The sequence below is a fragment of the Kaistella flava (ex Peng et al. 2021) genome, assembly GCF_015191005.1.
GTDB lineage: Bacteria > Bacteroidota > Bacteroidia > Flavobacteriales > Weeksellaceae > Kaistella > Kaistella flava.
In genome coordinates this window covers 1,915,001-1,941,867 of the sequence record NZ_CP040442.1, presented here as the reverse complement: position 1 = coordinate 1,941,867, position 26,867 = coordinate 1,915,001, and the positions used below count along the sequence as shown (strand labels likewise).

Sequence of the window (26,867 nt, the reverse complement as noted above, 5' to 3'; positions counted from 1 at the left end):
AAAATAAGAAAATGAATTCAAATTTTATTCACGATAATTTTCTTTTAGAAAATAAGTTTGCCGAAGAATTATACCATAATTTTTCCAAAAACCAACCCATTATAGATTACCACAATCATCTTTCCCCAAAATTAATTGCGGAAAATAACATCTTTGAAAATATCACCGATGTTTGGATTAAAGGCGATCACTACAAATGGAGAGCGATGCGGACTTTGGGAATTAATGAAAATTATATCACTGGAAACGCTTCCGATAAAGATAAATTTTTACAGTGGGGAAAAACAGTTCCGCATACCATGAGAAATCCTTTGTATCATTGGACTCATTTGGAATTGGCGCGCTATTTCGATATCAATGAATTACTCAATGAAAAAAATGCGGAAAAAATCTACGAAGAAACTTCAGCTAAAATAAATTCTGCAGCATATTCTACTCAAAATTTATTGAAAAAAGTAAATGCAGAACTCGTTTGTACCACAGAAGATCCGATCGATAATTTAGAATATCATCAACAATATAAAACGCAAAATGGTGGCGTGAAAATGAGTACGGCTTTCCGACCAGACAAAGCTATTTTAATTGAAAACGTCGGTTACAATGATTATATCGATTCTTTAGGAAAAGTTGCCGCAATTGAAATTCAGAATTATCAGGATTTACAGGATGCTTTAAGAAAAAGAATTATTTTCTTTAATGAAAACGGTTGTAGATTGTGTGATCACGGTTTAGATCAAATTGAGTTCGAAAATTTTACCGAAAACGAAATCAACGAAATCTTTAAAAATAAAAGAGAAAATAAGAATATTTCGCATCAAGATGGCTTAAAATTCCACAGTGCAATTTTACTTTTCCTGGCAGAAACTTACCATGAATTTGGTTGGGTTCAGCAATTTCACTTGGGAGCTTTGAGAAACAATAATGCGAGAATGCTGAAAGTTTTAGGCCCCGATACAGGTTGGGATTCAATCGGAGATTTTTCTCAAGCTGCTAAATTATCACAGTTTTTAAATGCACTGGATTCTAAAGATAAATTAGCAAAAACGATTCTTTATAATTTGAATCCTGCCGATAACGAAGTTCTGGCAACCATGATTGGGAATTTCAATGATGGAAGTGTAAAAGGAAAAGTTCAGTTCGGTTCTGGATGGTGGTTTTTGGACCAAAAAGATGGAATGACTAAACAGATGAATGCGCTTTCTAACATGGGATTAATCTCTTGTTTTATTGGGATGTTAACGGATTCAAGAAGCTTTTTATCTTTCCCAAGACATGAATATTTCAGAAGAGTTTTGTGTAACCTTTTAGGAAAAGAAATTGAAAGCGGAGAATTACCAAACGAAATGGAGTGGATCGGTAAAATGGTATCCGACATCAGTTATAATAATGCGAAAGAATATTTTAATTTCTAAAATTGAAGTCAAATGTTTTTAGAACAAAGCAACTATAATTGGGAAAAGATCGACGAAAACTTAGACAGAGCGGTCGTTGGTTATGATGATTCATTGATGCTGACAATTGTACGGTTTAAAAAAGGCGGAATTGGAAAATTGCATCAACATATTCATTCGCAAGTCGCATATATTGCTTCAGGATCATTTGAAGTTCAAATAGAAGAGGAGAAAAAAGTTTTAAAAACCGGTGATTCGTTTTTTCTTCCAACCAATATAATGCATGGAGTAGTTTGTTTAGAAGATGGTGTTTTAATAGAGTCTTTCAGTCCAAAACGAGAAGATTTTTTAAAATAACTAATTCAAGAATTTAAATAAAATAGGTTGAAACCTTATTAAAAGTAATAACAAAAAATCAAATAATACAATGTCAAAAAAAGTAGTAACATTTGGAGAAATCATGTTGAGATTGGCTCCTCAAGGATTTTTAAGATTTTCACAAGCCGATAATTTCGATGTCGTTTATGGTGGTGGAGAATCAAATGTGGCTGTCTCATTAGCTAATTATGGAATCCCTGTGGATTTTGTTACGCGTTTACCGAAAAATGACATCGGCCAATGTGCCATGATGGAAATGCGTAAAAGAGGTGTTGGCGTAGATAAAATTGTTTGGGGCGGTGACAGATTGGGAATTTATTTCCTGGAAACTGGCGCTGTAAGCAGAGGAAGTAAAGTTGTTTACGACAGAGCACATTCTGCAATGTCAGAAATCCAATCCGGAATGATCGATTGGGAAAAAGTTTTCGAAGGAGTTGAATGGTTCCACTGGACCGGGATTACCCCTGCGATTTCCCAAAGTTCTGCCGATGTTTGTTTAGAAGCAGTGAAAGTTGCGAGTAAAATGGGAATTACCATTTCTACAGATTTAAATTACCGTGCAAAATTATGGAATTACGGTGGTGACAGAGAGGCGATCATGACCGAATTAACTTCACACTGTGATGTGATTTTAGGAAATGAAGAAGACGCAGAAATGCATTTCGGTATCAAACCAGATGGAGCTGCAGTTCAAACTCATGGTCACGATGTAAAAGCAGAAGCTTTCTTATCTGTTTGTCAGCAAATGATGAAGAAATTCCCTAAAGCTAAAAAAGTAATTACCACTTTAAGAGGTTCAATTTCAGCTTCTCATAATACTTGGGCCGGAGTTTTATATGACGGTAAAGAAATGTTGCAAACCCGTCAGTATCAAATTACCGATATCGTAGATAGAGTAGGTGGTGGAGATTCTTTCATGGGTGGATTAATCTACGGATTATTAACTTATCCAAATGATGATCAAAACGCTTTGGATTTCGCTGTTGCAGCATCTTGTTTGAAACATACCATTAAAGGTGACGCCAATTTGGTGACTGTTGATGAAGTAATGAAATTAATGGGTGGAGATTCTTCTGGTAGAGTTGCTAGATAATTTGCTATGATTATAGATACCCTTAAAAACAGTTCAAAATATGCGGCTTTGCATCCTTTATTTGGAAAAGCATTTGATTTTTTAAACCAAAATAATTTGGCAGAATTACCAGATGGAACCATTGAAATAACGGAAGGTTTAAAAGCGATTATAAGCAATAAACCGGGCAAATCAAAAGAGGTAAGTCTTTCTAAATTTGAATGTCATGATCACACCATCGATATTCAGGTTTGTGTGAAAGGTCTGGAATCTATCGGTTGGAAACCGCGTGAGAAATGTACCAAGCAAAACGGCGAATACAATGCAGAAAAAGATGTTCGGTTTTTTTCAGAAATTCCAGATACTTTTTTTCAGTTGCAGGATAATCAATTCGTCATATTTTTTCCAGAAGATGTTCATGCTCCAATGATCGGAGTAGATGATATTAAGAAAATAGTTTTTAAAGTTAAAATTTAAGATAAATGAAAAATAATAGCCAATCCGTTTCCGAGGCAATTGTGAAACAGGGAATGCTTCCACTATACTTTAATGCAAGTGAAGAAGTAACATTAGAAATTTTAAGAAGTGTTTATAAAGCTGGGGTTAGAGCAATAGAATATACGAATCGTGGCGAAGCAGCTTTGAGAAATTTCACCAAAATGGTTGAAGTTAGAAATGCTGAAATGCCAGATTTGTTGTTAGGAATCGGAACCATTAAAAATCTAGAACAAGCAGAAAATTTCTTGAAAGCAGGTGCTGACTTTTTCATCAGTCCCGGATTTGTTCCTGAAGTTGCAGCATTTTTAATTGCTAAAGATTTATTTTACAGTCCTGGTTGTATGACGCCAACAGAAATAATTGCTGCTGAAAATGCAGGAGTGAAATTCATCAAATTATTCCCAGGAAATATGTTAGGTCCAGATTTTTTAAGTGGCATTAAAGATATTTTTCCGAATTTACTTTTTATGCCAACAGGTGGAGTAGATACGACGAAAGAAAATATTCAAAGCTGGTATAAAGCCGGTGTTTCTGCAGTAGGAATGGGAAGTAAATTAATCAGCAAACCTTTAATGGAATCTCGTGACTATGCAACCATAGAAACTGAAACTAGAAAAGTGCTGGAGCTGATTCAAACCATCAAATAGAATTAAATTCTAATTAAAAACATTATCCTTGATATGAAACGGGAAATCTCTATGAAACCAAGTAACTACAGGTGGACCATTTGTACCCTGCTTTTTTTGGCCACGACCATTAATTATATGGACAGACAGGTTCTTTCATTAACGTGGAAGGATTTTATTGAGCCCGAATTTCACTGGAATAATAACGATTACGGTAATATTACCGCCTTGTTTTCTATTTTCTATGCGGTCAGTATGTTTTTCGCCGGAAAATTTGTGGACTGGTTAGATACCAAAAAAGGATTTATGTGGGCAATCGGGATTTGGTCTGTAGGAGCGTGTTTACATGCATTCTGTGGAATCGCAACTTCCGGCCTAATTACAGGAGATTGGATTTTTAGTTTTGAAGGTTCCAAAGAAGCATTAGCAAAAGTCGATAACGTTTCCTTAATTATCAGCACCAGTGTTACTTTATTTATTTTCGCCCGTTTAATTTTAGCCGTTGGTGAAGCAGGAAATTTTCCGGCTGCAATTAAAACAACAGCAGAGTTTTTCCCGAAGAAAGATCGTGCTTTTTCAACCAGTATTTTTAATGCAGGAGCAACAGTTGGAGCTTTAGCTGCACCACTGACAATTCCTTTTATTGCAAGAGCGTACGGTTGGGAAATGGCTTTTATTATTATCGGTGCATTAGGATTTTTGTGGATGGGTTTATGGCAGTTTTATTATAGAAAGCCACACCTCTGTAAAAAACTAAATGCAGAAGAATTAAAATATATTCAGCAAGATGATACCGAGGAAGATATAGCGAAAAGAGCTTCATCTGAAAAAGAAAAGAGTTTTACGTTCGCGCAAAGTTTTAAATACAGACAAACCTGGGCATTTATCGTTGGTAAATTCATGACTGACGGAGTGTGGTGGTTTTACCTTTTCTGGACTCCGGCTTACCTAAGTTCAGTTTATGGAATGGACAGTACCAAAAGTGCGATCCCGTTATTTATTCTTTACGCAATTACGCTGCTATCAATTATTGGTGGTTGGTTGCCGAAATATTTTGTTGATAAATTAGGGATGAATCCCTATTCAGGTAGAATGAAAGCAATGCTTATTTTCGCTTTCTTTCCACTACTCGCTTTAGTGGCACAACCCGCCGGATCTATTTCTTATTGGTTCCCGGTAATTATTATTGGAATCGCAGGAGCAGCACATCAAGCTTGGTCTGCAAATATTTTCTCAACTGTTGGTGATATGTTTCCCAAAAGAGCGATTGCTACCATCACGGGAATCGGTGGAATGGCCGGTGGATTAGGATCTTTTTTAATTAATAAAGGATCTGGAGTATTATTCGATTATTCTCATAAAGCTTGGACAACGGTAAACGGCGTTCCTTTTTTACAAAAATATCCACAATTCAATACCGAAAGAATTCCTGAACATTTCTTCGAAGATTTAAGAAATTCCGGCGCTGTAATTTCTGATGGTATTAATACAGGATACATGATTATTTTCTCAATTTGTGCAGTTGCATATCTCATCGCGTGGTTTCTCATGAAATCATTGGTACCACAATATAAAGTTATAAAAGATTAATAAAATGGAAAGTCAAACTAAATTAAAAATAAATAGAGAGAATTACAGCAATAATCAGACGTATCCGATAAAAGTATTGCAATTCGGTGAAGGAAATTTCCTGCGTGCTTTTGTAGATTATGCTTTTCAAACTTTAAATAAAGAACAAAATTTTAATGCCGGAATCGCGGTAGTTCAACCTTTGCAAGGAGGAATGGTGGATTTGATCGCCAAACAAGATGGGTTATTTACGCTCTTCTTAAACGGAATTAAAAATAACAATCCAATTCAGGAAATTCATTTAATTGACAACATTGTTAAATGTATTAATCCGTACAAAGATTTTCAGGATTTTCTGGATGTGGCTAAATTAGACACTTTAGAATTCGTAATTTCTAATACAACAGAAGCGGGAATTGAATTTGTTGATACAGACGTTATTTCAGAGAAGAGTCCACAATCATTTCCTGCGAAATTAGCGGTTTTTCTATATCAAAGATTTAAATATTTTAAAGGAGATAACTCGAAAGGTTTAACCATTATTCCGTGTGAGTTGATCAATCATAATGCAGATACTTTGAAAGAGGTATTGTTGCAATATTCTGACCTTTGGAAATTAGAAGTTGAATTTAAAACCTGGCTTTCCGAAGCTTGTAGTTTCCATAATACGTTAGTAGATCGTATCGTTCCGGGATATCCTCGAAATGAAATAGATCAGTATAATGATAAATTAGATTATCATGATGATATTTTAGTAGCTGCTGAACCGTTTTTCCTTTGGGTAATTGAAGGTGGAGAAGATCTGAAAGCTAAACTGCCGTTTCATAAAACCAAATTAGATGTGAAGATTGTAGAAGACATGCAGCCTTATCGCACCAGAAAAGTTAGAATTCTTAATGGTATTCATACTGCGATGGTTCCTTTTTCTATTATGTGTGGAAATAAGACCGTGCAGCATTCTATGGACAATGATTTTACAGCAGGTTTTATCAAGAAATTGACCTTCGACGAAATTATCCCAACTTTAGAAATGGATAAAAAGGAACTGGAGGATTTTGCTCATGAAGTTCTGGATCGTTTTAGAAATCCTTTTATCAAACATCAACTTTCAGATATTGCTTTAAATTCTATTCCTAAATTTAAAGTGCGCGTTTTACCGACGATTTTAGATTATATCAAAGCAGAGAATAAATTACCATTAAATCTGGTTTTTGGTTTCGCTGCGACAATTAGGTTTTATCAGGGAAGCTGGCAAAATGAAAATTTACCAATCAAAGATTCGCCAGTAATTGTAGAAGCAATGACCGAATACTGGAATCAAAATGACCTTCAGAAAACAGTCTCACAAACTTTAGGAAATCTGGAGTTGTGGGATCAGGATTTAAATAAAGTGGAAGGTTTACAAAATGCGATCACTGTTGCAATTTCAGAAATTGATAAAAACGGAATTGAAAAAGGATACCAGAATTTTATAGAACAATTTTCTTAAAAGTTTTTAAAATGAAAAAATTAATGAAAGTGAATGCGCATGACAATGTCATCGTAGCATTACAAGATTTAGAACAGGGAGAACATTTGATTTTTGAAAATGAAGAGATTGTTGCTGTAACACCTGTAAAAGCAAAACATAAAATTGCAGAGAAAGATTTTGCTATTGGCGATGATATTATCATGTATGGTGTTTTGGTAGGAAAAGCTAATTTACCTATAAAAAAAGGAGAAGTAATTACGACCGAAAACGTAAAGCATCAGAGCGAAAAGGTTTTTGGCAAAAACGGAAACTTAGGTTGGACTCCTCCAAATGTTGATCGTTGGAAAGACAAAACTTTTAACGGTTATCATCGGGCAGATGGACAAGTAGGAACAAAAAATGTTTGGCTATTTTTTCCTTTAGTTTTCTGTGAAAATAAAAATATCGAGAAACTAAAAGAGATTTTCGAAAATGAACTTTTACCTAAAAAGGACGTTTCTTATAAAAATTTCCTGCGCTCTTTAATTGAAGAAAAAAGCGTGGAAGAAGTGGCTGAAAATACAATCGATGAAAATCTTTTGGATAATGTGGAGGTGAAATTCATCAATCATCAAGGTGGTTGTGGCGGTATCAGACAAGATTCTGAACTCTTGGCAAAATTACTTGCTGGATATGTAAATAATCCGAATGTTGCGGGAGCCACGATTTTAAGTTTAGGCTGTCAAAATTTACAGATTAACATTTTTAATGAGGCACTGAAAGAAATGAGTCCCAATAGTGATAAAGAAATTTTGATCTATGAACAACAGCAAATCGGAACTACTGATAAAATGTTTCAGATGGTGATTAAGGATTCTTTTGAAGCCATTAAAAGAGCCAACCAAATTCTGAGAAAACCGGCTCCACTTTCAAAATTAAGTATTGGTTTGGAATGTGGCGGATCTGATGGGTTTTCAGGAATATCTGCAAACCCTGCCTTAGGAGTGGTTTCTGATATTTTCGCTGCACTCGGTGGTAAATCTATTTTAGCGGAATTTCCGGAATTGTGTGGCGTTGAGCAGGAACTAATGAACAGATGTGTGGATGAGGAAAAAGCAGATAAATTTTTATCTCTAATGAAAGCGTTTGAAAAATCGGTCGTTGATGCAGGTTCAGGATTCGATATGAATCCTTCACCAGGAAATATTAAAGACGGATTAATTACAGATGCCATGAAATCTGCAGGTGCTGCCAAAAAAGGTGGAACGGCTCCTATTGTCGACGTTTTAGATTATGGAGAATATGTTACAAAGCCTGGATTAAATCTTTTAAATACTCCTGGCAATGATGCTGAATGTACCACAGGACTTGTAGGATCAGGCGCAACCGTGGTTTTATTTACGACAGGTTTAGGAAATCCAATGGGAAATCCAATTACTCCTGTTGTTAAAATTTCATCCAACACTGCGCTTATTCAAAGAATGCATGACATTATTGATGTAAATGCTGGAACTGTAATTACTGGTGAAAAAACCATTCAGGAAGTTGGCGAAGAAATCGTTGATTACATTATTGAATTGGCTAGTGGAAACGTAGAAACCAAAGCGGATCAGTTGAAGCAAGATATCTTTATTCCCTGGAAAAGGGGAGTTTCATTATAAAACAAAAGAAAGTGTCTCAATACTCCAACTCACCTTCTGAGATTCTAATATTTGACACCCATGCTCTGACAGGAGTCCGTGAGAAAAACATAAAAAAAGCCGTTTCATATAGTTATGAGACGGCTTCTTTTTTATATTTATTTTTTGGATGATTTCCGAATGATGAGTTTAGGTTCCATCACTACTTTTTTATCAATCTTAATGTTCTGACTTGTTGCCATCTGTTCTAAAAATACTCTCGCCGTCATTTGACCCATTTCTACCGGAAACTGGTCAATTGTACTTATTGATAACTCTTCAAAATTGGTAAAAGGTTCATTCGCAAATCCAATCACAGCAACTTCTTCTGGGATTTTAATATTTCTTGCTTTTAATTCCTGAATAGCTCCTAGAGCCAGAAAATCACTGGAAGAAAAAATAGCATCTGGTTTTTCATCTAATTCAAAAAGTTGAGCAACTGCAATTTTTCCTTCTGCAATTTTACTTGTGGTATGGATCACGTAGTCTTCCCTGTAATCGATTCCATGATCAATTAGTGCTTGCTTATAACCTTCATGACGATCATGAAATATTTCAATTTTAAAATCACCGGAAGCCAAATGGGCAATCTTTCTACAACCCTGGTCTATCAAATGTTTTGTTGCCATATAACCTCCTGCAAAATCGTCAATAGTTACTGAGCTTACTCCATCCATTGTCTTTTTTCTATCAAAGAAAATCAAGGGAATATTTTTTTTCAAAATTTTCTCAAACTGTTCTGAATGTTTGCTCGATGTTGAAATGAAAATTGCGTCAACCTGAGAGTTAATCAGTGATTCGATGTTATTGATCTCTTTTGTTTCATCATTGTGACTTTGACAAATAATGATATGATACCCACTGGGATTGAGTTCATCCTCAATTCCACGAATTATGGATCCGAAGAAATTAGTGTTAATGCGGGGAACAATAACTCCAATGTTATTGCTCTTTCCACTCTTTAAGGCAAGGGCAAGTTTGTTAGGTTCATAATTCATTTTTTCCGCCGTTTCCAATACGAGCTTTTTCGTAGCCTCACTAATGTTTTTATTATTGTTTAATGCCCTGGAAACCGTTGCTGCAGTTACATTCAATACTTTGGCGATGTCATAAATCGTTACCTTTTTGATCATTTTTTTTTATCAGTATTTTTTATTAGAATTGTAAGCGAAACATCGCAGTAGTTGCAAATTTAGCCATTTATTGGTTATATCCCTTAGGAAATAACAGATTATTAACATGATTTAAATTAATAATAAAATAATCAAAATAATTTGCACGGTTATGACTTTTGATTATATTTGTAATCGATTACATTATTTTATTATGAAACATTTGAATGTGGTTACGACCAATTTTAGAAAGAGTTATCTCTTCGTTTTCGCTATTTTGTGTAGTGGAATGATTGCTAATTCTTGCACACCCAAAAACGCGGTCACTGCAGATTTTGGGGATAATTTTCCAATGGAGCAGATGCTTGCAATTGAAAAAACTATTAAAGAGCCTGTCTTTAAAAATAAAGTATACAATATACTGGATTTCGGTGCTGTAGCTGATGGTAAAACAATGGCAACAGCCAGCATCAAAAAAGCAATCGAAACTAGTTCAAAGAATGGTGGCGGTAAAGTTTTAGTTCCTGCTGGAAAATATTTGACTGGACCCATTCATTTAGAAAATAATGTAAACTTACATATCGCAGAAGGTGCTGAGCTTTTATTCAGTACTAATCCACAAGATTATTATCCGCTGGTTCATACTTCCTTCGAGGGAATGGAACTGATGAACTATTCGCCTTTAATTTATGCGAAAAATAAGAAAAATATTGCCGTAACAGGAAAAGGAATTTTAAACGGGCAAGCAAGTGCTGAAAATTGGTGGCCTTGGAAAGGGAAAACTTCGGAAGGTACAAACGGTTATCGTACAGGTGACCCTAGCCAGCTTGACAAAAATAATTTACCGGCCTTAATGGAGATGGCAGATAAAAATGTTCCTGTTGCACAGCGGATTTTCGGGAACGGACATTATTTAAGATCTAGTTTCATTGAGCCTTTCGAATGTGAAAATGTTTTAATTAAAGATGTAACAATTATCAACGCACCGTTCTGGATTATTCATCCTTTTAAATCAAATTATGTAACTGTTGATGGCGTGAATATTAAAAGTCACGGACCCAACAATGATGGTTGCGATCCTGAATATTCTAAAAATGTTATCATTAAAAATACAACTTTTAACACTGGAGACGACTGTATTGCTATAAAAGCAGGTCGTGATGCTGAAGGGAGAAGAGTTGGTATTATGACCGAAAATGTAATTGTAAGAGATTGCAAAATGATTGATGGACATGGTGGAGTTGTTATCGGGAGTGAAATGTCTGCTGGAGTTAAAAACGTTTTCGTGTACAACTGCTTTATGGACAGTCCACAACTTGACAGAGCAATCCGATTAAAAACAAATTCAGTTCGTGGTGGTACTGTAGATGGACTTTATGTTAAAAAAATTACGGTCGGAGAAGTGAAGGAAGCAGTACTGCACATAACGATGGATTATAAGGATTATTCTAACCGCAAAGGAGATGCAATCCCACAGATCAGAAATATACTTCTGGAAGATGTTACAGTTAAAAATGGTGGTAAGTACGCAATTTTTGCAGAGGGTCTCCCAAATTCTAAAATAGAAAATATTACATTCAAAAATGTAAGAATAGATAAAGTAAAAGAAAATTTCATGATAAAAAATGTTGATAATTTGAAGATCATCAACACCTATATCAACAATAAAAAAATCGTTATACCATCATCAAATTAATGTAAATTATGAAATACAAAAGTTTACTAACTCCAAGAATTAAATATACCATTGCGGTATGTGCTTTACTTGGTGCGCATGGATTACAAGGCCAGACCAAAAAAGTTGTTAGAGATACTGCTACCCGTACGAAAGACATTCAGGAAGTAGTGATGATTGGTTATGGTACCGCAAAGAAAAGTGATGTAACCGGATCTGTAGCAACAGTGAGTGGAAATGCACTTAGACAGGTACCGGTATCTAATATTGCAGAAGCATTAACGGGAAAAATTGCGGGTGTTCAGGTAACCTCTTCTGAAGGATCTCCTGATGCAGAAATCAATTTGAAAGTTCGCGGTGGTGGTTCTATCACACAAGACAGTTCACCACTAATTATTGTAGATGGTTTCCCGGTAAGCGGGATGAGTGAAGTTTCTCCTTCTGATATCGAAAGTATTACCGTCTTAAAGGATGCTTCTTCTACAGCGATATATGGATCCAGAGGAGCTTACGGAGTTGTTCTGATTACTACAAAAGGGGCAAAAAATGGAAAGATTACAGGAACGTTTAATTCCTTTACTGGGTATAAATTCCTGGCAAAAGAAATTGATGTCTTATCTCCTTATGACTACGCAAAATGGCAATATGAAAATGCATTACTCTTAGGAAATGTAGCAACTACTTATAACAAGTATTTTCTTCCGTTCAATCAGATCGATCAGTATAAAGATTATGAACCTATGAATTGGCAGAAGAGGATTTATGGAAACACAGGAGTCGTTCACAGTAATGATTTAGGAATCAGAGGTGGAACTGACAAAACAAGTTACAGCCTTAACTTTGCAAGATATAATGATAACGGTATTATGATTGGCTCAGGTTATAGAAGGGACAATATCACGATGAACCTTAAAAATAAACCGACCAACAATGTAGATTTATCGGTAACTTTTAGATATTCAAATACAGATGTTAACGGAAGTGGTGCTAATGAGCAGAAAGAATTCTCAAATACCGACGGAAGACTTCGTCACAGTGTAGGTTATTCGCCAATTGATATTCCGGCACTTACGACGGATGATACCGATGAAGCAGTAGCAGGTTATCTTGTTAATCCTTATGTTGCCGTAGCTGATAACGACCGCACACAAAACAAAAAAAACTACACCATTCAGGGAGGTTTGGGATGGAGCCCTATTAAGAATCTGAAATTCCAGTCTAACTTAGGAATGGACTTCTACAGATTTCAGGATTATCGATATTATGGTAGATCAACCTATTTTGTTAGAAATAATGCACCGGCAAATTATCAGGGAGTTCCTGCTCTTATTTTTGGAAATACAGAAAACCAAACCGTTCGTTTTGCCAATACTTTGACCTATGATTTCAAAAAAATTCTGGGAGACAGTCATTCTTTAAAGATGATGGTAGGACAGGAATATAATAATTTCACCTCAAATGTATTGACTTCTGTTAATTACGGTTTTCCTAAATATTTCTCATTTGATGATGTTGTGCATTTAACTTCACAGTCAAAATATCAGACTCTTGAAAACGTTTATTTACCAGATGACAGAATGCTTTCTTTCTTTGGTCGTTTAAATTATGATTTGTTCAACAAGTATCTGTTAACAGCAACTTTCAGAGCAGATGGATCCAGTAAATTTTTAGGAGACAATAAATGGGGTTATTTCCCTTCCTTAGCAGTGGGCTGGAAAATGAATCAGGAAAACTTCTTAAATGATGTTACCTGGATTAAATTACTTAAACTTAGAGCCAGCTACGGTCAGGCTGGAAACAACGGAATCCCTACAGGACAAACTGTACAGCTTTTCCAATCTACCCCAAATTCCTGGATCAACGGTGTGAGTAGTTATTGGGCTGCAGCAAAAATTATGGCAAATCCCGAGTTGAAATGGGAAACGACTACTTCAGAAAATGTCGGTTTGGATTATGAATTTTTTGGAGGTAGAATTAATGGATCTGTAGAGGTTTATAAAAATATTACCAAAGACCTTTTAATTCCTTTCCCAACTCCGGGAACTGGTTATGATGGACAGTGGAGAAATATGGGTGAAACCCAAAATAAGGGTATTGAAACGACCATCAATGTTGACGCTATTAGAAAAGCAGACTACTCTTTAAGCATGGGTTTCAATATTTCATTTAACAAAAATAATATCAATTCGCTTGGACATGGTCTAGATGATTGGGCACAGTCTTCTAACTGGGCCTCTGCCATCGGAACAGATTATTTGGTAAACGTAGGAATTCCATTAGGAACGATGTATGGATATAAGAATGATGGACGATATGAAGTTTCTGATTTCAACTATAATAATGGAGTTTATACGCTGAAAGCAGGAGTAGCAAATGCTTCATCTGTTGTAGGTGCTGTAAAACCTGGTTCTATGAAATTGAAAGATATTAATGGTGATGGTATTGTAGATATTAATGACCGTACCGTTATTGGTAATGCAAACCCCAAAAATACAGGAGGTTTCACATTGAATGCAACTGTTAAGAATTTTGATCTTTCTGCAGCTTTTAACTGGAGCGTCGGGAATGATATCTATAATGCTAATAAAATTGAATTCAGTACCTCCCCTCAATCTTCTCCTAGCGGACAGTATAGAAATTTGAGTACCGAAATGGCAGACGGACTACGTTGGACTAATATGGACTCCTCAGGAAATCTGGTTACTGATCCTGCAGCTTTAGCTGCACTCAATGCGGGAACTACAATGTGGTCTCCATATATGCCGAGATATGTATTTAGCGATTGGGCTGTAGAAGATGGTTCTTTCTTAAGATTAAATACTGTTACTTTAGGATACTCACTTCCAGAGAGTTTCGTCAGAAGTATCAGTCTTACCAAAATCAGACTGTACGCCTCAGGATATAATGTTTTCGTAATTACTAAATATTCAGGTCAGGATCCTGAAGTTTCTACCAGAAGACAGACGCCTATGACGCCAGGAGTAGATTACTCAGGATTCCCAAGAAGTCGCCAGGTGGTATTCGGAGTTAATCTTAATTTCTAATCGCCTACTATAAATAATTGATCTTATTAAAATTTTAAAATAATGAAAATAACAATAAAACTTTCGATCCTGCTTTTGTCTTTGACTGTGCTTTCGTGCAACAGGATAGGGGATGATTTGCTTACTGTAGACGCGCCGTCATCTTTATCAGAAGCTGTTATATTCTCCAACGTTGATCTTGCAAAAGGGGCAGTTGATGGTATTAAGATTCCTATCGCTGAAACCAATTCTTACAGAGGAAGATGGATTCCGTTTTATGGAATGAACACCGATATTGAATGGTATAATTCATCTGAATCGACCTCTAATGACAATGCAGATTTATGTGTTTATGATACCAAACGCAATAACAGCCAAATGAACACTACTAATAATGTTTGGGCGATGATGTATACAGGTATTGAAAGAGCCAATCTTTGCATCAGAGGTTTACGCAAATATGGTAATCCTACACCCGGTTCAGATTTGGGTTATCTTTTAGGAGAAGCACTCGCTTTAAGAGCTGTTTATTATTCAGATTTAGTTAAAGGTTGGGGCGATGTTCCAGCAAGGTTTGAGCCTATTACTACCGAAACGGTTTATATGGCGAAATCAAGCAGAGATGTTATCTATAAGCAACTTTTGGCAGATCTAGCAGAAGCAGAAACTTTGGTGCCGTGGCCAAACGGTAATGCAGCAACAGCATCAGTGGAACGAATTAATAAAGCCTTTGTAAAAGGGTTAAGAGCAAGAATTGCTTTGGCAGCTTCAGGTTATTCACAGTATCCAGATGGTATTAGAAGAAGTACAGACCCAGAATTATCTGTTGCTAAAATGTATCCTCTTGCTTTACAGGAATGTAGAGATATCATTAATAGTGGATCTGCTAAATTAGATCCTACTTTCGAAGGATTATGGAAAAAATATAATCAGGAAGTAATCGCTGCAGGAAACGAATCTCTTTGGGAAATACCTTTTGATGCAGGAAGAGGTCGTGTTCTGTTTACATTTGCAGTGAACCATGCAACCAATGATCAGTACCAGCAAATGGGCAGCAATAGAGGTGGACAAGGTGGTCCGCTACCAAACGTTTTCTATGATTTCGATGTAAAAGATACGAGACGAAATGTAACTTGTGTTCCTTACAAATGGGGAACTGCAGTAGCAGGAAAAGCGAAACAGGAAGTAGGCGCATTTAACAGATGGTATTTTGGTAAATATCGTTTTGAATGGATGAGCAGAATGGTAACCTCTACCAATGATGATGGTGTGAATAAAATTTATATGCGCTATGCTGAGATTTTATTAATGGCTGCAGAAGCAGCAAATGAAATCGAGGGACCTGCTTCGGCCGCAGTTTATTTAAAACAACTTAGAAACCGTGCTTTTGTTGCAGCAGACAGACCTGAGAAAGTAGAGAATTATGTCAATGCATTGACTTCAAAACAAAGCATGTTCAATGCTATTGTTGATGAACATAAATTCGAGTTCACAGGAGAAATGGAGCGTAAACTTGCACTAATCCGTTGGAATCTTTTGGGAACGAATATGGCAGATGCAAAAGCCAGACTTACAGAACTGAAAAACCGTACCGACAGATATGCTAATGTTCCTTCTGTTCTGTATTATAAATATGCAGCAGATAATGAAACGTTGATTATTTACGGATTGAATCGTGGAGAAGATACAAATCCAGGTACTGGTTGGACTGCAGTTGACTGGACTTCCCTTACCGATTCTAAAATTGCTGCTTTATACAGAAACAATCCAGATACTAAACAATTCTGGCCAATATGGCAAGTGTTTATAGATGGAAGCAATGGTCTGCTCGTGAACGACTTCGGGTACTAGATTATCCTTATGAAATAAATGAAAACTTGCCTTATTTTAAAATATTCTTTTTAAAGTCGGCAAGTTTTTTTTTATGTTGAACTCTTATTTTTTTTATGAAAGCTTTCAACCTTACGTTTAGAATGTGCTTTCAATTATAAACATTAAAATTTTCAAAAATGAAAAAATATATTTTTAGTTTCTTAACATCATTGCTTTGCATTTTCAGCTACAGCCAGAATTATTTTTTAGCTGCACCAGAAGGTTTCGCTGCGGGTACTACAGGAGGAGGTTCTGCAACGCCAGTTACGGTTTCCACATTTGCAGATTTAAAATCAAATTTAACTTCAACAGGAGCAAAAGTTATTTTGGTATCTGGTACGATTACCGTTCCTATCAATAATCAAATTAGCGCTGTTATCACTAACAAATCACTCATCGGATTACCTGGAGCAAAATTGGTGAATGAAAATCAAACGTTCACCGGTGCAGGAATTCTCAATCTGAAATCAGGCTCAAACAATATCATCATTCGAAATTTAATATTTGTAGGACCCGGAGCATATGATATTGATGGAAAGGATAACCTAACGGCAGATGGAGCCACCAATTTATGGGTAGATCATTGTGAATTTCAAGATGGCTTAGATGGAAATTTTGATATCAAAGGAAAATCTGATAATGTTACCGTTTCCTGGTGCAAATTCACTTATTTAAAACCGCCGCTCGCAGGTGGTTCTGGAGGTTCAAATGACCATCGATTTTCTAATTTGGTAGGTTCTAGTGCCACAGATGCACCTTCAGACGGTCATTACAGCATAACCTTCCAAAATTGTTTTTGGAGTGAAGGTGCAAAAGAAAGAATGCCAAGAGCGAGAAATGCAGAACTTCATATTTTGAGTTCTTATTATAAGACTTCTGTTTCAGGCTCCAAAGCAATTGGATTAGGCGGAGGCGTAAATAATACGACCTGTTACGTTGAGAACACGAATTTTGCAAAAATAGGCTCGGTTTATACTAATTACCCTGGAGATGGTGGTACTGTTGCGATTAATTTTGTAAATTCTCTTAAAACTCCCTCAAATATTGGTACAGTCGCTGCGCCGACCTATTCTTATACACCTATTCCCGTAGATAAAGTGGAAATGTTTTTGACAGATGCTACGTGTGGCGCCGGCGCTACATTGCAGGTTACAGCTTCGGGTATTATTTCTCCAAGCAACTGTACCAATTTAGGAATTAATACAACGGGAGCAAATGCTACAAAATCAATTGTAAGTAGAGTCAGTGATAATTCGCTATATCTTTATTTCCCTGTAAAAATTACTGGAAAAGTAACTATTGAAATATTTTCAATGGCTGGTCAATTGTTGAAGACTCTTCAACACAATGTTAAAGCTTCCGTACCAGTCGAAATTAATATTGCTAGTTTAAAAGGTGGGTTTTATATTTTTTCTGCCCAAGCGGAAAAAAACGCTCTTAGTGGTAAATTTCAAAAAAAGTAGAGCCAGCAAAAATCGCATTATGAAAAACACTACTGTTTACTTTGTTATAATTAAAATAAATTATACATTTGTGTAATCGATTGCAATAATCGTAAAATAATATAAATCATTAACTTAAAATTTTTAAATCATGAGAAAAAAATTACTTTCTTTATTAACCGCGCTGTTGGTTTCATCAGCGTTCGTGAATGCTCAAACTACGACTTGGAACTTCAGTAATGCAGAATGGCCAGTAAGTGGTGGTTATGCTGCGCCAACCGTAGTGAACAACTTGGGATTTATTACAGGAACTACCACAACGATGGGAGCTGTGGAAAACAATACAGCAACTTTCGATGGATATTCTTTTACTAAAAGATTAAAATTTAACGGCGGAAGTTATGCAGGTGGAACTACAGATTTTGCGATGCCAACTCAAAGAGCGATGTATTTTGATGTAAATGGGAATTCAACCATCACCATTTGGTACAAGAATGGAGGTGGCGGTGACCGTACTCTTTATGTAACCAACGGTACATCTGTTATTAAGTCTTTCCTTTATAATGATTCTACAGTAGGTCAGGTTGCGACGACAACTTATACAGGTTCAGCAACAAGAATTTATATCGCAGCTGATCAGGCAATGAATGTTTATCAGATTACTGCTACTAATGTAGGAACTACTGCAACTTTAGCAACTGCTGCAGTTACTAAATCAACCTCAAACGTATTTGCAAGTGGAAATCAAGTTTTTGTAAATAATTTAAAATCAGCTACCCAGATTGATGTTTATACGGCAAATGGTTCTTTAGTGAAATCTGTAAATGCGAAATCCGATACTAGTTTTCAATTGAATAGCGGTTTTTATATCGTTAATTTGAAATCAGCAGCTGGTTCTACTTCGAAGAAAGTTTTAGTTAAATAAGGATAATTTTTTATCAATTAATTTTTCATAATACTGTAAAGAGCAACAAATTATTTTTGTTGCTCTTTTTTTTGTTCTCAATTTTAGCCAGATGTTTTCGGATATAATGTATCGATTTCAGACAATTTAAATTTGATTTAAGATCTTTCTTCATTTGAAATTGTAGTTAATAAATAGAGTAGGATAAGCAAAATTTCCTCTACGGTTTCTACTTTTAATAATCATACTTAACCGCTTCACCAAGCTAAAATATTAATAATTGTCTGGTGTAAATTTTCTTTCTGTTGTAAATGGACATTTAAATCATAAGAACCGTTCTCTTGTAAATCTAAATCCTTTATCTCTTTCTAAAAGTTGACTATCTCTAATTCTGGATAATTGTAATATGGGCTATATAAACAGCTAATCATCTATTTAGTTTAATGCATTTATTATCTGATTGGCCAAGGATTTATATTACGAATATTTCGTTAAAAAAAGGATGACAATTATTGCCATCCTTCAAATTAAAAATTAATCCTTACTTTATTTTTTAATTATTTTAAATTGTTGGGAACCGTTATTAGATTTAACATTCATAATATACAGACCAGATTTTAAGTTACTTAAATTGATCTTTTGATCTTTACCTTGAAAGGTTTTTACCAGTTGTCCAGCAGTACTATAAATCGAGATATTCTCAATCTTAACATTTTCCGGAACTGAAAGCATTACATAATCAGTAACAGGATTTGGATAAATTTTTATATTAGTTTCAGCTATAGCTGTATTTCCTGTCGCAAGAGTTCCATACTCTGTTTTAATATAATAAAGATCCGTTGTGTCTCCTTTCGTAATTGAATGATCTCCCGCAGCAACATTAGGGATAATAACAACACCATTAACTGCAGTATAATTCGAGCCATCTAATTTTATCTTTTTTGCAAAATCAGAATTAAAAACAAGTGTCAAAGTAGAAACAGATGTTGTTTTGTAATTAATTTTAGTTGCTGTTTCAATTTTTAATCTCTTCGTTAATGTAAGACCGTCATAAGTGGTATTTCCATCAGCAGCATTCAGATTAGCAGATTCAAAAGTATAAAATGAACTTACTAATCCATTAGTTGTGAAATTATGAATTATGTTGGATGTGTTCGCTGGATTATCTTCTATTGTGATATTTCCATCTGCGCTAACTGGAGTACCTGTAGCTCCCGAAGTAGTTACAGTAAAACTTACATCTTCGGTTGGAGTACCAGAAACTATAATTGTTTTTTCGCCCATATTTTTCACGAAAGTAATTCCACTTGCAGGTAAACCACTTACAGAAGCATCATCTGCTGTTCCGCCCCAGGTAAATACCATGTCTGAAATTGCAACTCCTGTTGCTACATTTTGGTCGTTATTTCCTGGTGCTGTCAAGGTTTGTGAACTTACAACTACAGGAGTTTCTCCTTGTACAAACACTAATTGAGTTTGATAATTAGTAAGCAAGGCTTTTAAGGCAGGGTTGATGTCATAAGACTTATCATCAACAGTATTATCAAATGTAAAACGAAGATCACCTCCAGAAACTCTACCTGCATATTGCATTGTTTGATCTCTTGCTGCTTCCGGCTCCTGCACTACCAAAGTATTAATATATGATAAAGGATCAGTATCAAAATTATTATAAGGTGTTTCTCCTTTTTTCGTTTTGATGGTGTTAGGAATTACTTGATTTCTGGTCGTCGCAACTACCGCATCAAATTCTACCGGGAAATTTGTTGCATCATATGGAATAAATCTTTGTGCACCAGTAATGAAATTGTTAAATGATTTAATCATTCCTCCAGCTTCACTGGAAAAAGTACCGGTACCACTGTAAGTGTCTGTTCCTTGCATAGAAATCAACATTGGATATTTAGTGTTTCTAAAATAATTTCCTTCTAAAAATAGGGAAGATGCCATGGTAGAACCTGCTCCGTATTTGGAGTTTCCATCAAAATAATTATTGTAAATGTGTGCAGAATAAGTTCTTACGCGTGGATGACGAGAATCTGAATGGTCAAACCAGTTGTGATGATAGGTCGCACGTAAATTTGGTTTGGCAGCTTCTTTTAAACCCAAAAGACTGCTTTTTCCACTGTCCCAAAAATGGTTATAAGAAAATGTTACATCTGTTGAGTTTTTGCTGTCAAGCGCGCCATCTCCTTTTGCTTGATCTGCATCTCCTCCTGCTGCACCATAAAACATATCGTTGTGGTGAATCCAGATGTGGTCGTTTTTATCTTGTAAACTAACATTATCGCCTTCACCACCGTTTGTAAGCATAAAACCGATGTTTCTTACTTCAATGTTAGAAGCAAGTTTAATACGAATTCCCCAACCATTTGCCACAGCATCCGATCCTACACCTTCTACGGTTATAGAACTGTTTACATTGTTTTTATTTTCAATGACGATATCACCGTTTAACATATTGGTTAAATGCGTAATATTTCCAATCATTCTCACGACTAAAGGTCTGTTATCATTACCTTTTTTGAAGCCATCAAGAATTGCCTGCAACCCGATACATGGATTTGCGTTAGCTCCTGTAACATTAAGCGATACGTTATTTTTTGTATTTTGTGTAATGTACTGGACAACAGCATTAGTTTTCAATGTACCGTCAAGATTATAGCCTCCTGGAATTCTGCCATCACTGTGTGCAAAACCAGCTCTGTCATGAGCTAAAACAGTAATTGAACCAGAAACTGTTGCTGCTCCTTCAATATCTCCGACTACCGGAGCAACTTTTATAGTATAAGAACCTGCTGCCAAACCCAATACATCTGCACGAAAATAACTTCCATAACTTCTTATTAATTGGGTGTCAATTTTTTTATCGGTAAATCCGCCTCCACTGTAATACACATTATAGCTGTCTGCTGTAGTAACTGGATCCCATTTGATATACGCTGATTCTAGCCAGCCGGTTTCTTGGGTAATGTTTACAGACTGTGCCTGTAAGTTAAATGACATTAAAACTAATGTCAAAAAAAGTAATATTTTTTTCATAATTAAACTATTTACTATAAGGTTTTTACGATTTATGTAATGGATTACACAAATGTATAAAAAATATTCTTTTTAGGTCATTTATTTTGATCCTTATTTTTAATTTGATACTTTTTTGTTGGTTTTGACATTAATTTGCTTTTCTAAATGACTGTAAATTGTAAAATATCTTTATTTGCGATATAAAAGTTTGTATTTAAAGTAATTTAAATTAAATTTGTGTAATCGATTGCGATGTGTTTTAGAGTTTTTATTTATGAAAAAATATAGTGCTCTTTTTGCCGTTTTATTCATTAACTTAATTTACAGTCAGATTAAGAAAGATCCGACCTTCTCTCTGAATTCTGCCTTTCAAAAAGAAATTAAGAAGTTTCCTTTTATTAAAAAAGTAGAATTCTTGCAGTCAAGTGAAATTAATTTTACTTCGGATATTATTTATAAAAAAGTGGGAAACCATGATTTGAAGCTGGATGCTTTTATTAATAAGAATTCAATCTCAAAACCGGCAGTAATTCTCATTCATGGTGGCGGCTGGAAATCTGGTTCAAAAGAAATGCAAAATCCGATGGCACAAAAAATTGCACTTTTGGGCTATCAGACTTTCACCGTAGAATACCGACTTTCCGATGAAGCAAAATATCCCGCTTCTATTAATGATATTCGTGATGCAATTCTGTTCCTGAAAAAAAATAGAAAAAAATTTAAAATCGACGCTACTAAAATTGCTTTACTTGGCTGCTCATCTGGTGGACAAATAGTTTCTTTAATTGGAACTAAATATCCTGCAGAAATTAATGCAGTCATCGATATTGATGGACTTTTATCCTTTCATCATCCAGATTCTGAGGAAGGTGAAGTTGCAGCATTATGGCTGGGCGGAACTTATGAAGAAGTTCCAAAAGTTTGGCAAGATGCTTCTGCTTTGTCTCACGTTTCCGCGACAACTCCTCCTTTCTTGTTTATCAATAGTCAGTTCAAAAGATTCAGTGCCGGACAAAATGATTTTATTACGAAGCTGAATGAATTCGGAATTTATTTCCAAGTAGAAAAGATCGAAAACAGTCCACATCCATTTTGGCTTTTTGAGCCTTGGTTTGAACCAACTATAAAATATATCAGTAATTTTCTAAATGTAAATTTCAAAATAAATCAAAATGAAAATCTATAAAGTAGCTGCAATCGCAGTAATATTAAGTCAAACTATAAGTTGTAATTCGCAGAAAGTAAATTCAAATAAAGAACAGAAAACCAATGCCGAAATCTCCGTAAAAGAAGGTGGAAAATGGAATGGTAGAAAATATGAAGGTGGAACATGGAAAAGTGTTCAATCTCACACGCTGGATCCTTTGCACACTGATCATTCATTCGATATTCGGTATGAAGGTCCAGGTTGGGAAAGTAATAAAATTGCTTACCGATTGTATTTAGATTGGAGAAATGCAATTGATATTTTCGGGAAAACAAGTAAAAAAATAATCCTACCAGAAGTAGGTCTAGATGGTTTTGACTCTTATCATTTAAGACAAGACTGGGGTTCAGATGTTTTGAAAGTAGGCAAAGGAGTTGGTCTAGGATCGATCACCAGAATTGTTGACGACAAAATGTACCGTTTCGAAACCGTTGATAAAACTTCAGCAAATGTAGAAAACTCTGCTAAAAAATCTACAGTCAACATTGATTATATAGGTTGGAAAACTTTAAACGATAAAATTGATTTAAAAGCGAAACTTTCTATTTTTCCTGATGAACGATTTACAAAATATTCGTTTACACCTTCTGCACCAATTTCGGGTATTGCTACTGGAATTGTAAAAGTGAAAAAAGAAGAGCTTTTGCAGAAAAAGAGTGCGAATGGAAAGTGGGGATATATTGCTACTTTTGGAAATCAATCGATGTTTGATGATGGTTTAGGAATGGCACTTTTCTATGAAACTTCTACCATTGCTGAAGTTAAAGACGGTCCATTTGATTATTTGGTCGTTTTTAAACCTACGACAAAAGAAGTTACTTATTATTTCTTGGCGTCTTGGGAAAAAGAGCAGGATGCTTTAAAAACGAAAGAAGAATTTCAGAATTATATCAACATTAAATTAGATCAACTTAATTCTAAAAATAAACTTTAAATTAATTTATCAAAAAATTAAGCATGCAAAATAGTAATTTCAGGCATCTTCTCCTCGGGTTTTCAATGATGATAATATTGTTTACCGTAAGTTGTACCGCTACGAATGTTTCTACAAAATCGGACGGAACATCAATTCCAACCGACAAAAAATGGTCGGAAAGAATGGCTTTAACTTTAATGAAACAATATCCTCAAGCATATCAGTTAGATGATAAAACAGAACCAAAATGGGATTATGTTCATGGTTTGGTAATGACGGGTTTTGAGAAACTTTACAAAAAAACAAAAGACCAGAAATATTACGATTATGTAAAAGGTTACGCCGATGCAACGATCGATGAAAACGGAAAAATTCCTTCTTATAAATTTGAGAATTATAACATCGACATGATTGAAGCTGGAAATATCCTATTCGACTTGTACGATAAAACGAAGGAACAAAAATACCTGACTGCCATGCAAACTTTGCGCAGTCAATTAGAAACCCATCCAAGAACTACAGAAGGTGGATTTTGGCACAAAAAGATTTACCCAAATCAAATGTGGCTGGATGGTTTATTTATGGGAGCTCCTTTCTATGCTCATTACACCTCAAAATTTGAAGGCGGAAAAAATTTGAACGATGTAGCGCTTCAATTTGAAATTATTCAAAAACATTTAGTTGATCCGAAAACCGGCTTGCTTTTCCATGGTTGGGACGAAAGTAGAAAAATGGATTGGGCAAATAAACAAACGGGAACTTCGCCGAATTTTTGGTCCAGATCTTTAGGTTGGTACACCATGGCTTTGGTGGATGCATTGGATTATTTTCCCAAGGATCATCCGAAAAGAGCAGAATTGATTTCTTATTTAAATTCCACTTCAAAAGCAATTGCAAAATATCAGGATCCGACCGGATTGTGGTATCAGGTTACAGACAAAGGAAACCAAGGCGGAAATTACTTGGAAGCGACCGGAAGTGCAATGTTCGTTTATGCTTTTGCGAAGGGTGCCAACAAAGGGTATTTATCAAAAGAATATAAAAATTTAGCAGTTAAAGGTTTCGATGGTTTAATTAAAAATCTGGTAAAAGTTTCCCCAGATGGATCGGTTACTATTACAGAAGCGTGTGCTGTCGCAGGTTTGGGTGGAACGCCTTATCGTGATGGCTCTTTTGAATATTATGTCAATGAAAAGAAGAAAGATAACGATCCGAAAGCAACCGGGCCTTTTATTCTTGCCGCTTTAGAATTGAATAAATAGAAAAGGATGAAAGTGTTTTTAATCTTCTTTTCCATCTTAATTTCCTCGCTCAGTTTTTCGCAGGAAAAAAAATCATTTATTGTTTCGAAAGAGGGGAAAGGAGATTTTGTAACCATTCAAGATGCCATAAATAATACAAAAGCTTTTCCTGATCAAAGAATTACGATCTTCATTAAAAACGGAATTTACAAAGAGAAAGTAAAACTCCACGAATGGAATTCTAACCTTTCTTTGGTTGGTGAAAGTAAAGACTCTACGATAATTACGTTCGATGATTATTTTAAAAAAGTAGATTTAGGAAGAAACAGTACTTTTTTTACACCGACGCTTTTGGTAGAAGGAAATGATGCCATTTTGAAAAATTTAACCATCGAAAATTCTGCAGGAGATATCGGACAGGCAATCGCTTTGAGTATCAATGCAAATAGAGTTTCTGTACTGAATTGCAAGATTCTTGGCAATCAGGATACGCTTTATTTAAGTGGTGAAGGAAAATACTATTTTAAAGATTGCTACATCGATGGAACAACCGATTTTATTTTCGGAAGTGCGACTGCTTTTTTTGAAGGTTGCGAAATCTTCAGTAAAAAAGATTCCTACATTACGGCTGCTTCAACGCCGGACAATTCACCTTTCGGGTTTGTGTTTAAGGACTGCAAATTCACTTCTGCTAAAAATGTTTCTAAAGTTTATTTTGGGCGACCTTGGAGAACTCATGCGAAAACCGTTATTCTCAATTCAAATTTAGGAAATCACATTCTCCCGGAAGGTTGGAATAACTGGGATAAAAAAGACGCTGAGAATAAATCTTTTTATGCAGAATTCAACAATTCAGGATCAGGTGCAAATACGAAATTACGTGTGAAATGGTCTCATCTATTAAATAAAAAAGAAGCCTCTCAATATCAGAAATCGATTATTCTAAAAGATGAGTTGCATAATAACTGGTTTGAAATCGCTGAAAACTAAAAGTATTAAATTTATGAAATTACATCATCTTATTATCGTTTCTATTTTAATTCTATGTAGCTGTAAAAGTGGAGATTCTATGAAGAAATCAGATAAAATAACGATTTTCACTATCGGAGATTCTACGATGGCGAATAAAGTAGATCCAGATAAAAATCCGGAGAGAGGATGGGTTCAAGTTCTGCCTCAATTTTTTAACGATCATGTCATTATTAAAAATCATGCAGTAAATGGAAGAAGTACCAAAAGTTTCCGCACTTTGGGACATTGGCAGAAAGTCGTGGATTCCTTAAAACCGGGTAATTATCTGTTCATTCAGTTTGGACATAATGACGCCAAAGAAACTGATTCTGCGAGATACACGAATCCGCAAACTTCTTACCGACATAATCTCATGAATTATATAACAGAAGCTAGATCAAAAGGGGCAATTCCAATAATGTTTTCCTCGATTGCGCGTCGGAAATTTAATGAACAGGGTGTTCTTTTAGATTCACACGGAAATTATACGCTGATCGCAAGATTAGTTGCCCGGGAAATGAATGTTCCTTTTTTCGATATGCAATATCTCACCGAAAATTTAGAAATGATATACGGAGTCGAAAATTCGAAAAAACTTCACCTGCATTATTTACCCGGAGAACATCCTTACTATCCAAAAGGTATCGATGATAATACGCATTTGTCTGTCTTGGGTGCGACAGAAGTTGCAAAACTGTTTGTGAAGGAGTTAGAAATCCAAAAACATCCTTTGTCTTACTATTTGCAAATTAAAAATTGAAGATTGCTTTTATTTCA

General features: G+C 35.3%; 20 protein-coding genes. 18 read left to right on the top strand and 2 right to left on the bottom strand.

The genetic code is table 11. From position 1 onward, the window contains the following. Positions 1-11 precede the first annotated feature (11 nt). The 8 genes from uxaC to Q73A0000_RS08760 all read left to right on the top strand — a co-directional run bounded on the left by uxaC (position 12) and on the right by Q73A0000_RS08760 (position 8,645). Entirely contained in the window at positions 12-1,412 is a 1,401-nt protein-coding gene (gene uxaC / locus Q73A0000_RS08795) for a glucuronate isomerase (protein ID WP_193810608.1), read from the top strand. Positions 1,413-1,424: 12 nt separating this feature from the next. After that, a complete protein-coding gene (locus Q73A0000_RS08790; RefSeq protein ID WP_193810607.1) occupies positions 1,425-1,748 on the top strand; it encodes a cupin domain-containing protein in 324 nt (107 codons plus the stop codon). 70 nt (positions 1,749-1,818) lie between these two features. Beyond that, complete coding sequence (locus Q73A0000_RS08785) at positions 1,819-2,862, top strand: sugar kinase (protein ID WP_193810575.1); 1,044 nt, start codon at positions 1,819-1,821, stop codon at positions 2,860-2,862. Positions 2,863-2,868: 6 nt separating this feature from the next. After that, entirely contained in the window at positions 2,869-3,318 is a 450-nt protein-coding gene (locus tag Q73A0000_RS08780) for a YhcH/YjgK/YiaL family protein (RefSeq protein WP_193810606.1), read from the top strand. Positions 3,319-3,323: 5 nt separating this feature from the next. Continuing rightward, positions 3,324-3,986: a bifunctional 4-hydroxy-2-oxoglutarate aldolase/2-dehydro-3-deoxy-phosphogluconate aldolase gene (locus tag Q73A0000_RS08775; protein WP_193810605.1), complete on the top strand. Its 663-nt coding sequence runs from the start codon at positions 3,324-3,326 to the stop codon at positions 3,984-3,986. A gap of 33 nt (positions 3,987-4,019) precedes the next feature. After that, positions 4,020-5,555, top strand: a complete 1,536-nt coding sequence (locus Q73A0000_RS08770) for an MFS transporter (RefSeq protein WP_193810604.1) — start codon at positions 4,020-4,022, stop codon at positions 5,553-5,555. A 4-nt stretch (positions 5,556-5,559) separates the two neighbouring features. Next, the gene (locus Q73A0000_RS08765) at positions 5,560-7,023 is read left to right on the top strand and encodes a tagaturonate reductase (RefSeq protein WP_193810603.1); all 1,464 of its coding nucleotides are present in this window, start codon (positions 5,560-5,562) and stop codon (positions 7,021-7,023) included. Between the two features lie 11 nt (positions 7,024-7,034). Further along, positions 7,035-8,645 carry a UxaA family hydrolase gene (locus Q73A0000_RS08760; RefSeq protein WP_193810602.1) on the top strand — a complete coding sequence of 537 codons (1,611 nt, stop codon included), beginning with the start codon at positions 7,035-7,037 and terminating at the stop codon, positions 8,643-8,645. Positions 8,646-8,782: 137 nt separating this feature from the next. On the opposite strand, the gene Q73A0000_RS08755 is transcribed toward Q73A0000_RS08760, so the two are convergent. Then, entirely contained in the window at positions 8,783-9,796 is a 1,014-nt protein-coding gene (locus Q73A0000_RS08755; RefSeq protein WP_193810601.1) for a LacI family DNA-binding transcriptional regulator, read from the bottom strand. A gap of 193 nt (positions 9,797-9,989) precedes the next feature. Here Q73A0000_RS08755 and Q73A0000_RS08750 point away from each other — a divergent pair, with 193 nt between their 5' ends. The 5 genes from Q73A0000_RS08750 (at position 9,990) to Q73A0000_RS08730 (ending at position 18,712) form a co-directional block, all read left to right on the top strand. Then, positions 9,990-11,471 (top strand): glycoside hydrolase family 28 protein, encoded by a 1,482-nt coding sequence (locus tag Q73A0000_RS08750; protein WP_193810600.1) that lies wholly within the window; start codon positions 9,990-9,992, stop codon positions 11,469-11,471. 8 nt (positions 11,472-11,479) lie between these two features. Beyond that, complete coding sequence (locus Q73A0000_RS08745; protein ID WP_193810599.1) at positions 11,480-14,494, top strand: SusC/RagA family TonB-linked outer membrane protein; 3,015 nt, start codon at positions 11,480-11,482, stop codon at positions 14,492-14,494. Between the two features lie 42 nt (positions 14,495-14,536). Next, positions 14,537-16,324 (top strand): RagB/SusD family nutrient uptake outer membrane protein, encoded by a 1,788-nt coding sequence (locus Q73A0000_RS08740; RefSeq protein ID WP_193810598.1) that lies wholly within the window; start codon positions 14,537-14,539, stop codon positions 16,322-16,324. Positions 16,325-16,482: 158 nt separating this feature from the next. Further along, entirely contained in the window at positions 16,483-17,808 is a 1,326-nt protein-coding gene (locus tag Q73A0000_RS08735; protein ID WP_193810597.1) for a pectate lyase, read from the top strand. A 130-nt stretch (positions 17,809-17,938) separates the two neighbouring features. Further along, complete coding sequence (locus Q73A0000_RS08730) at positions 17,939-18,712, top strand: T9SS type A sorting domain-containing protein (RefSeq protein ID WP_193810596.1); 774 nt, start codon at positions 17,939-17,941, stop codon at positions 18,710-18,712. Positions 18,713-19,237: 525 nt separating this feature from the next. On the opposite strand, the gene Q73A0000_RS08725 is transcribed toward Q73A0000_RS08730, so the two are convergent. After that, on the bottom strand, positions 19,238-21,733 hold the full coding sequence (locus tag Q73A0000_RS08725) for a T9SS type A sorting domain-containing protein (RefSeq protein WP_193810595.1): 2,496 nt from the start codon (positions 21,731-21,733) through the stop codon (positions 19,238-19,240). A 256-nt stretch (positions 21,734-21,989) separates the two neighbouring features. Between Q73A0000_RS08725 and Q73A0000_RS08720 the strand changes: the two genes are divergently transcribed. From Q73A0000_RS08720 to Q73A0000_RS08700, 5 genes are read left to right on the top strand one after another with little or no spacing between them, the layout of a single operon-like run. Further along, positions 21,990-22,901, top strand: coding sequence for an alpha/beta hydrolase (locus tag Q73A0000_RS08720; RefSeq protein ID WP_193810594.1), 912 nt, complete (start codon positions 21,990-21,992; stop codon positions 22,899-22,901). Further along, positions 22,888-23,856: a DUF4861 family protein gene (locus Q73A0000_RS08715; protein ID WP_193810593.1), complete on the top strand. Its 969-nt coding sequence runs from the start codon at positions 22,888-22,890 to the stop codon at positions 23,854-23,856. Before Q73A0000_RS08720 ends, Q73A0000_RS08715 begins: the two co-directional genes overlap by 14 nt. A gap of 23 nt (positions 23,857-23,879) precedes the next feature. After that, complete coding sequence (locus Q73A0000_RS08710) at positions 23,880-25,100, top strand: glycoside hydrolase family 105 protein (RefSeq protein ID WP_244140715.1); 1,221 nt, start codon at positions 23,880-23,882, stop codon at positions 25,098-25,100. A 6-nt stretch (positions 25,101-25,106) separates the two neighbouring features. Next, positions 25,107-26,069, top strand: a complete 963-nt coding sequence (locus Q73A0000_RS08705) for a pectinesterase family protein (RefSeq protein ID WP_193810592.1) — start codon at positions 25,107-25,109, stop codon at positions 26,067-26,069. Continuing rightward, positions 26,029-26,850 carry a rhamnogalacturonan acetylesterase gene (locus tag Q73A0000_RS08700; RefSeq protein WP_244140714.1) on the top strand — a complete coding sequence of 274 codons (822 nt, stop codon included), beginning with the start codon at positions 26,029-26,031 and terminating at the stop codon, positions 26,848-26,850. The genes Q73A0000_RS08705 and Q73A0000_RS08700 overlap by 41 nt, the downstream gene beginning before the upstream one ends. The last annotated feature ends 17 nt before the right edge of the window (positions 26,851-26,867 follow it).

What these genes read in the sequence shown, in the direction of transcription:
- Q73A0000_RS08750 (WP_193810600.1), top strand. Translation starts at nt 9,990, where the DNA reads ATGAAACATTTGAATGTGGTTACGACCAATTTTAGAAAGAGTTATCTC.
- Q73A0000_RS08730 (WP_193810596.1), top strand. Translation starts at nt 17,939, where the DNA reads ATGAGAAAAAAATTACTTTCTTTATTAACCGCGCTGTTGGTTTCATCA.
- Q73A0000_RS08715 (WP_193810593.1), top strand. Translation starts at nt 22,888, where the DNA reads ATGAAAATCTATAAAGTAGCTGCAATCGCAGTAATATTAAGTCAAACT.
- Q73A0000_RS08720 (WP_193810594.1), top strand. Translation starts at nt 21,990, where the DNA reads ATGAAAAAATATAGTGCTCTTTTTGCCGTTTTATTCATTAACTTAATT.
- Q73A0000_RS08745 (WP_193810599.1), top strand. Translation starts at nt 11,480, where the DNA reads ATGAAATACAAAAGTTTACTAACTCCAAGAATTAAATATACCATTGCG.
- Q73A0000_RS08785 (WP_193810575.1), top strand. Translation starts at nt 1,819, where the DNA reads ATGTCAAAAAAAGTAGTAACATTTGGAGAAATCATGTTGAGATTGGCT.
- Q73A0000_RS08700 (WP_244140714.1), top strand. Translation starts at nt 26,029, where the DNA reads ATGAGTTGCATAATAACTGGTTTGAAATCGCTGAAAACTAAAAGTATT.
- uxaC (WP_193810608.1), top strand. Translation starts at nt 12, where the DNA reads ATGAATTCAAATTTTATTCACGATAATTTTCTTTTAGAAAATAAGTTT.
- Q73A0000_RS08735 (WP_193810597.1), top strand. Translation starts at nt 16,483, where the DNA reads ATGAAAAAATATATTTTTAGTTTCTTAACATCATTGCTTTGCATTTTC.
- Q73A0000_RS08755 (WP_193810601.1), bottom strand. Translation starts at nt 9,796, where the DNA reads ATGATCAAAAAGGTAACGATTTATGACATCGCCAAAGTATTGAATGTA.
- Q73A0000_RS08705 (WP_193810592.1), top strand. Translation starts at nt 25,107, where the DNA reads ATGAAAGTGTTTTTAATCTTCTTTTCCATCTTAATTTCCTCGCTCAGT.
- Q73A0000_RS08770 (WP_193810604.1), top strand. Translation starts at nt 4,020, where the DNA reads ATGAAACGGGAAATCTCTATGAAACCAAGTAACTACAGGTGGACCATT.
- Q73A0000_RS08775 (WP_193810605.1), top strand. Translation starts at nt 3,324, where the DNA reads ATGAAAAATAATAGCCAATCCGTTTCCGAGGCAATTGTGAAACAGGGA.
- Q73A0000_RS08760 (WP_193810602.1), top strand. Translation starts at nt 7,035, where the DNA reads ATGAAAAAATTAATGAAAGTGAATGCGCATGACAATGTCATCGTAGCA.
- Q73A0000_RS08725 (WP_193810595.1), bottom strand. Translation starts at nt 21,733, where the DNA reads ATGAAAAAAATATTACTTTTTTTGACATTAGTTTTAATGTCATTTAAC.
- Q73A0000_RS08790 (WP_193810607.1), top strand. Translation starts at nt 1,425, where the DNA reads ATGTTTTTAGAACAAAGCAACTATAATTGGGAAAAGATCGACGAAAAC.
- Q73A0000_RS08710 (WP_244140715.1), top strand. Translation starts at nt 23,880, where the DNA reads ATGCAAAATAGTAATTTCAGGCATCTTCTCCTCGGGTTTTCAATGATG.
- Q73A0000_RS08780 (WP_193810606.1), top strand. Translation starts at nt 2,869, where the DNA reads ATGATTATAGATACCCTTAAAAACAGTTCAAAATATGCGGCTTTGCAT.
- Q73A0000_RS08740 (WP_193810598.1), top strand. Translation starts at nt 14,537, where the DNA reads ATGAAAATAACAATAAAACTTTCGATCCTGCTTTTGTCTTTGACTGTG.
- Q73A0000_RS08765 (WP_193810603.1), top strand. Translation starts at nt 5,560, where the DNA reads ATGGAAAGTCAAACTAAATTAAAAATAAATAGAGAGAATTACAGCAAT.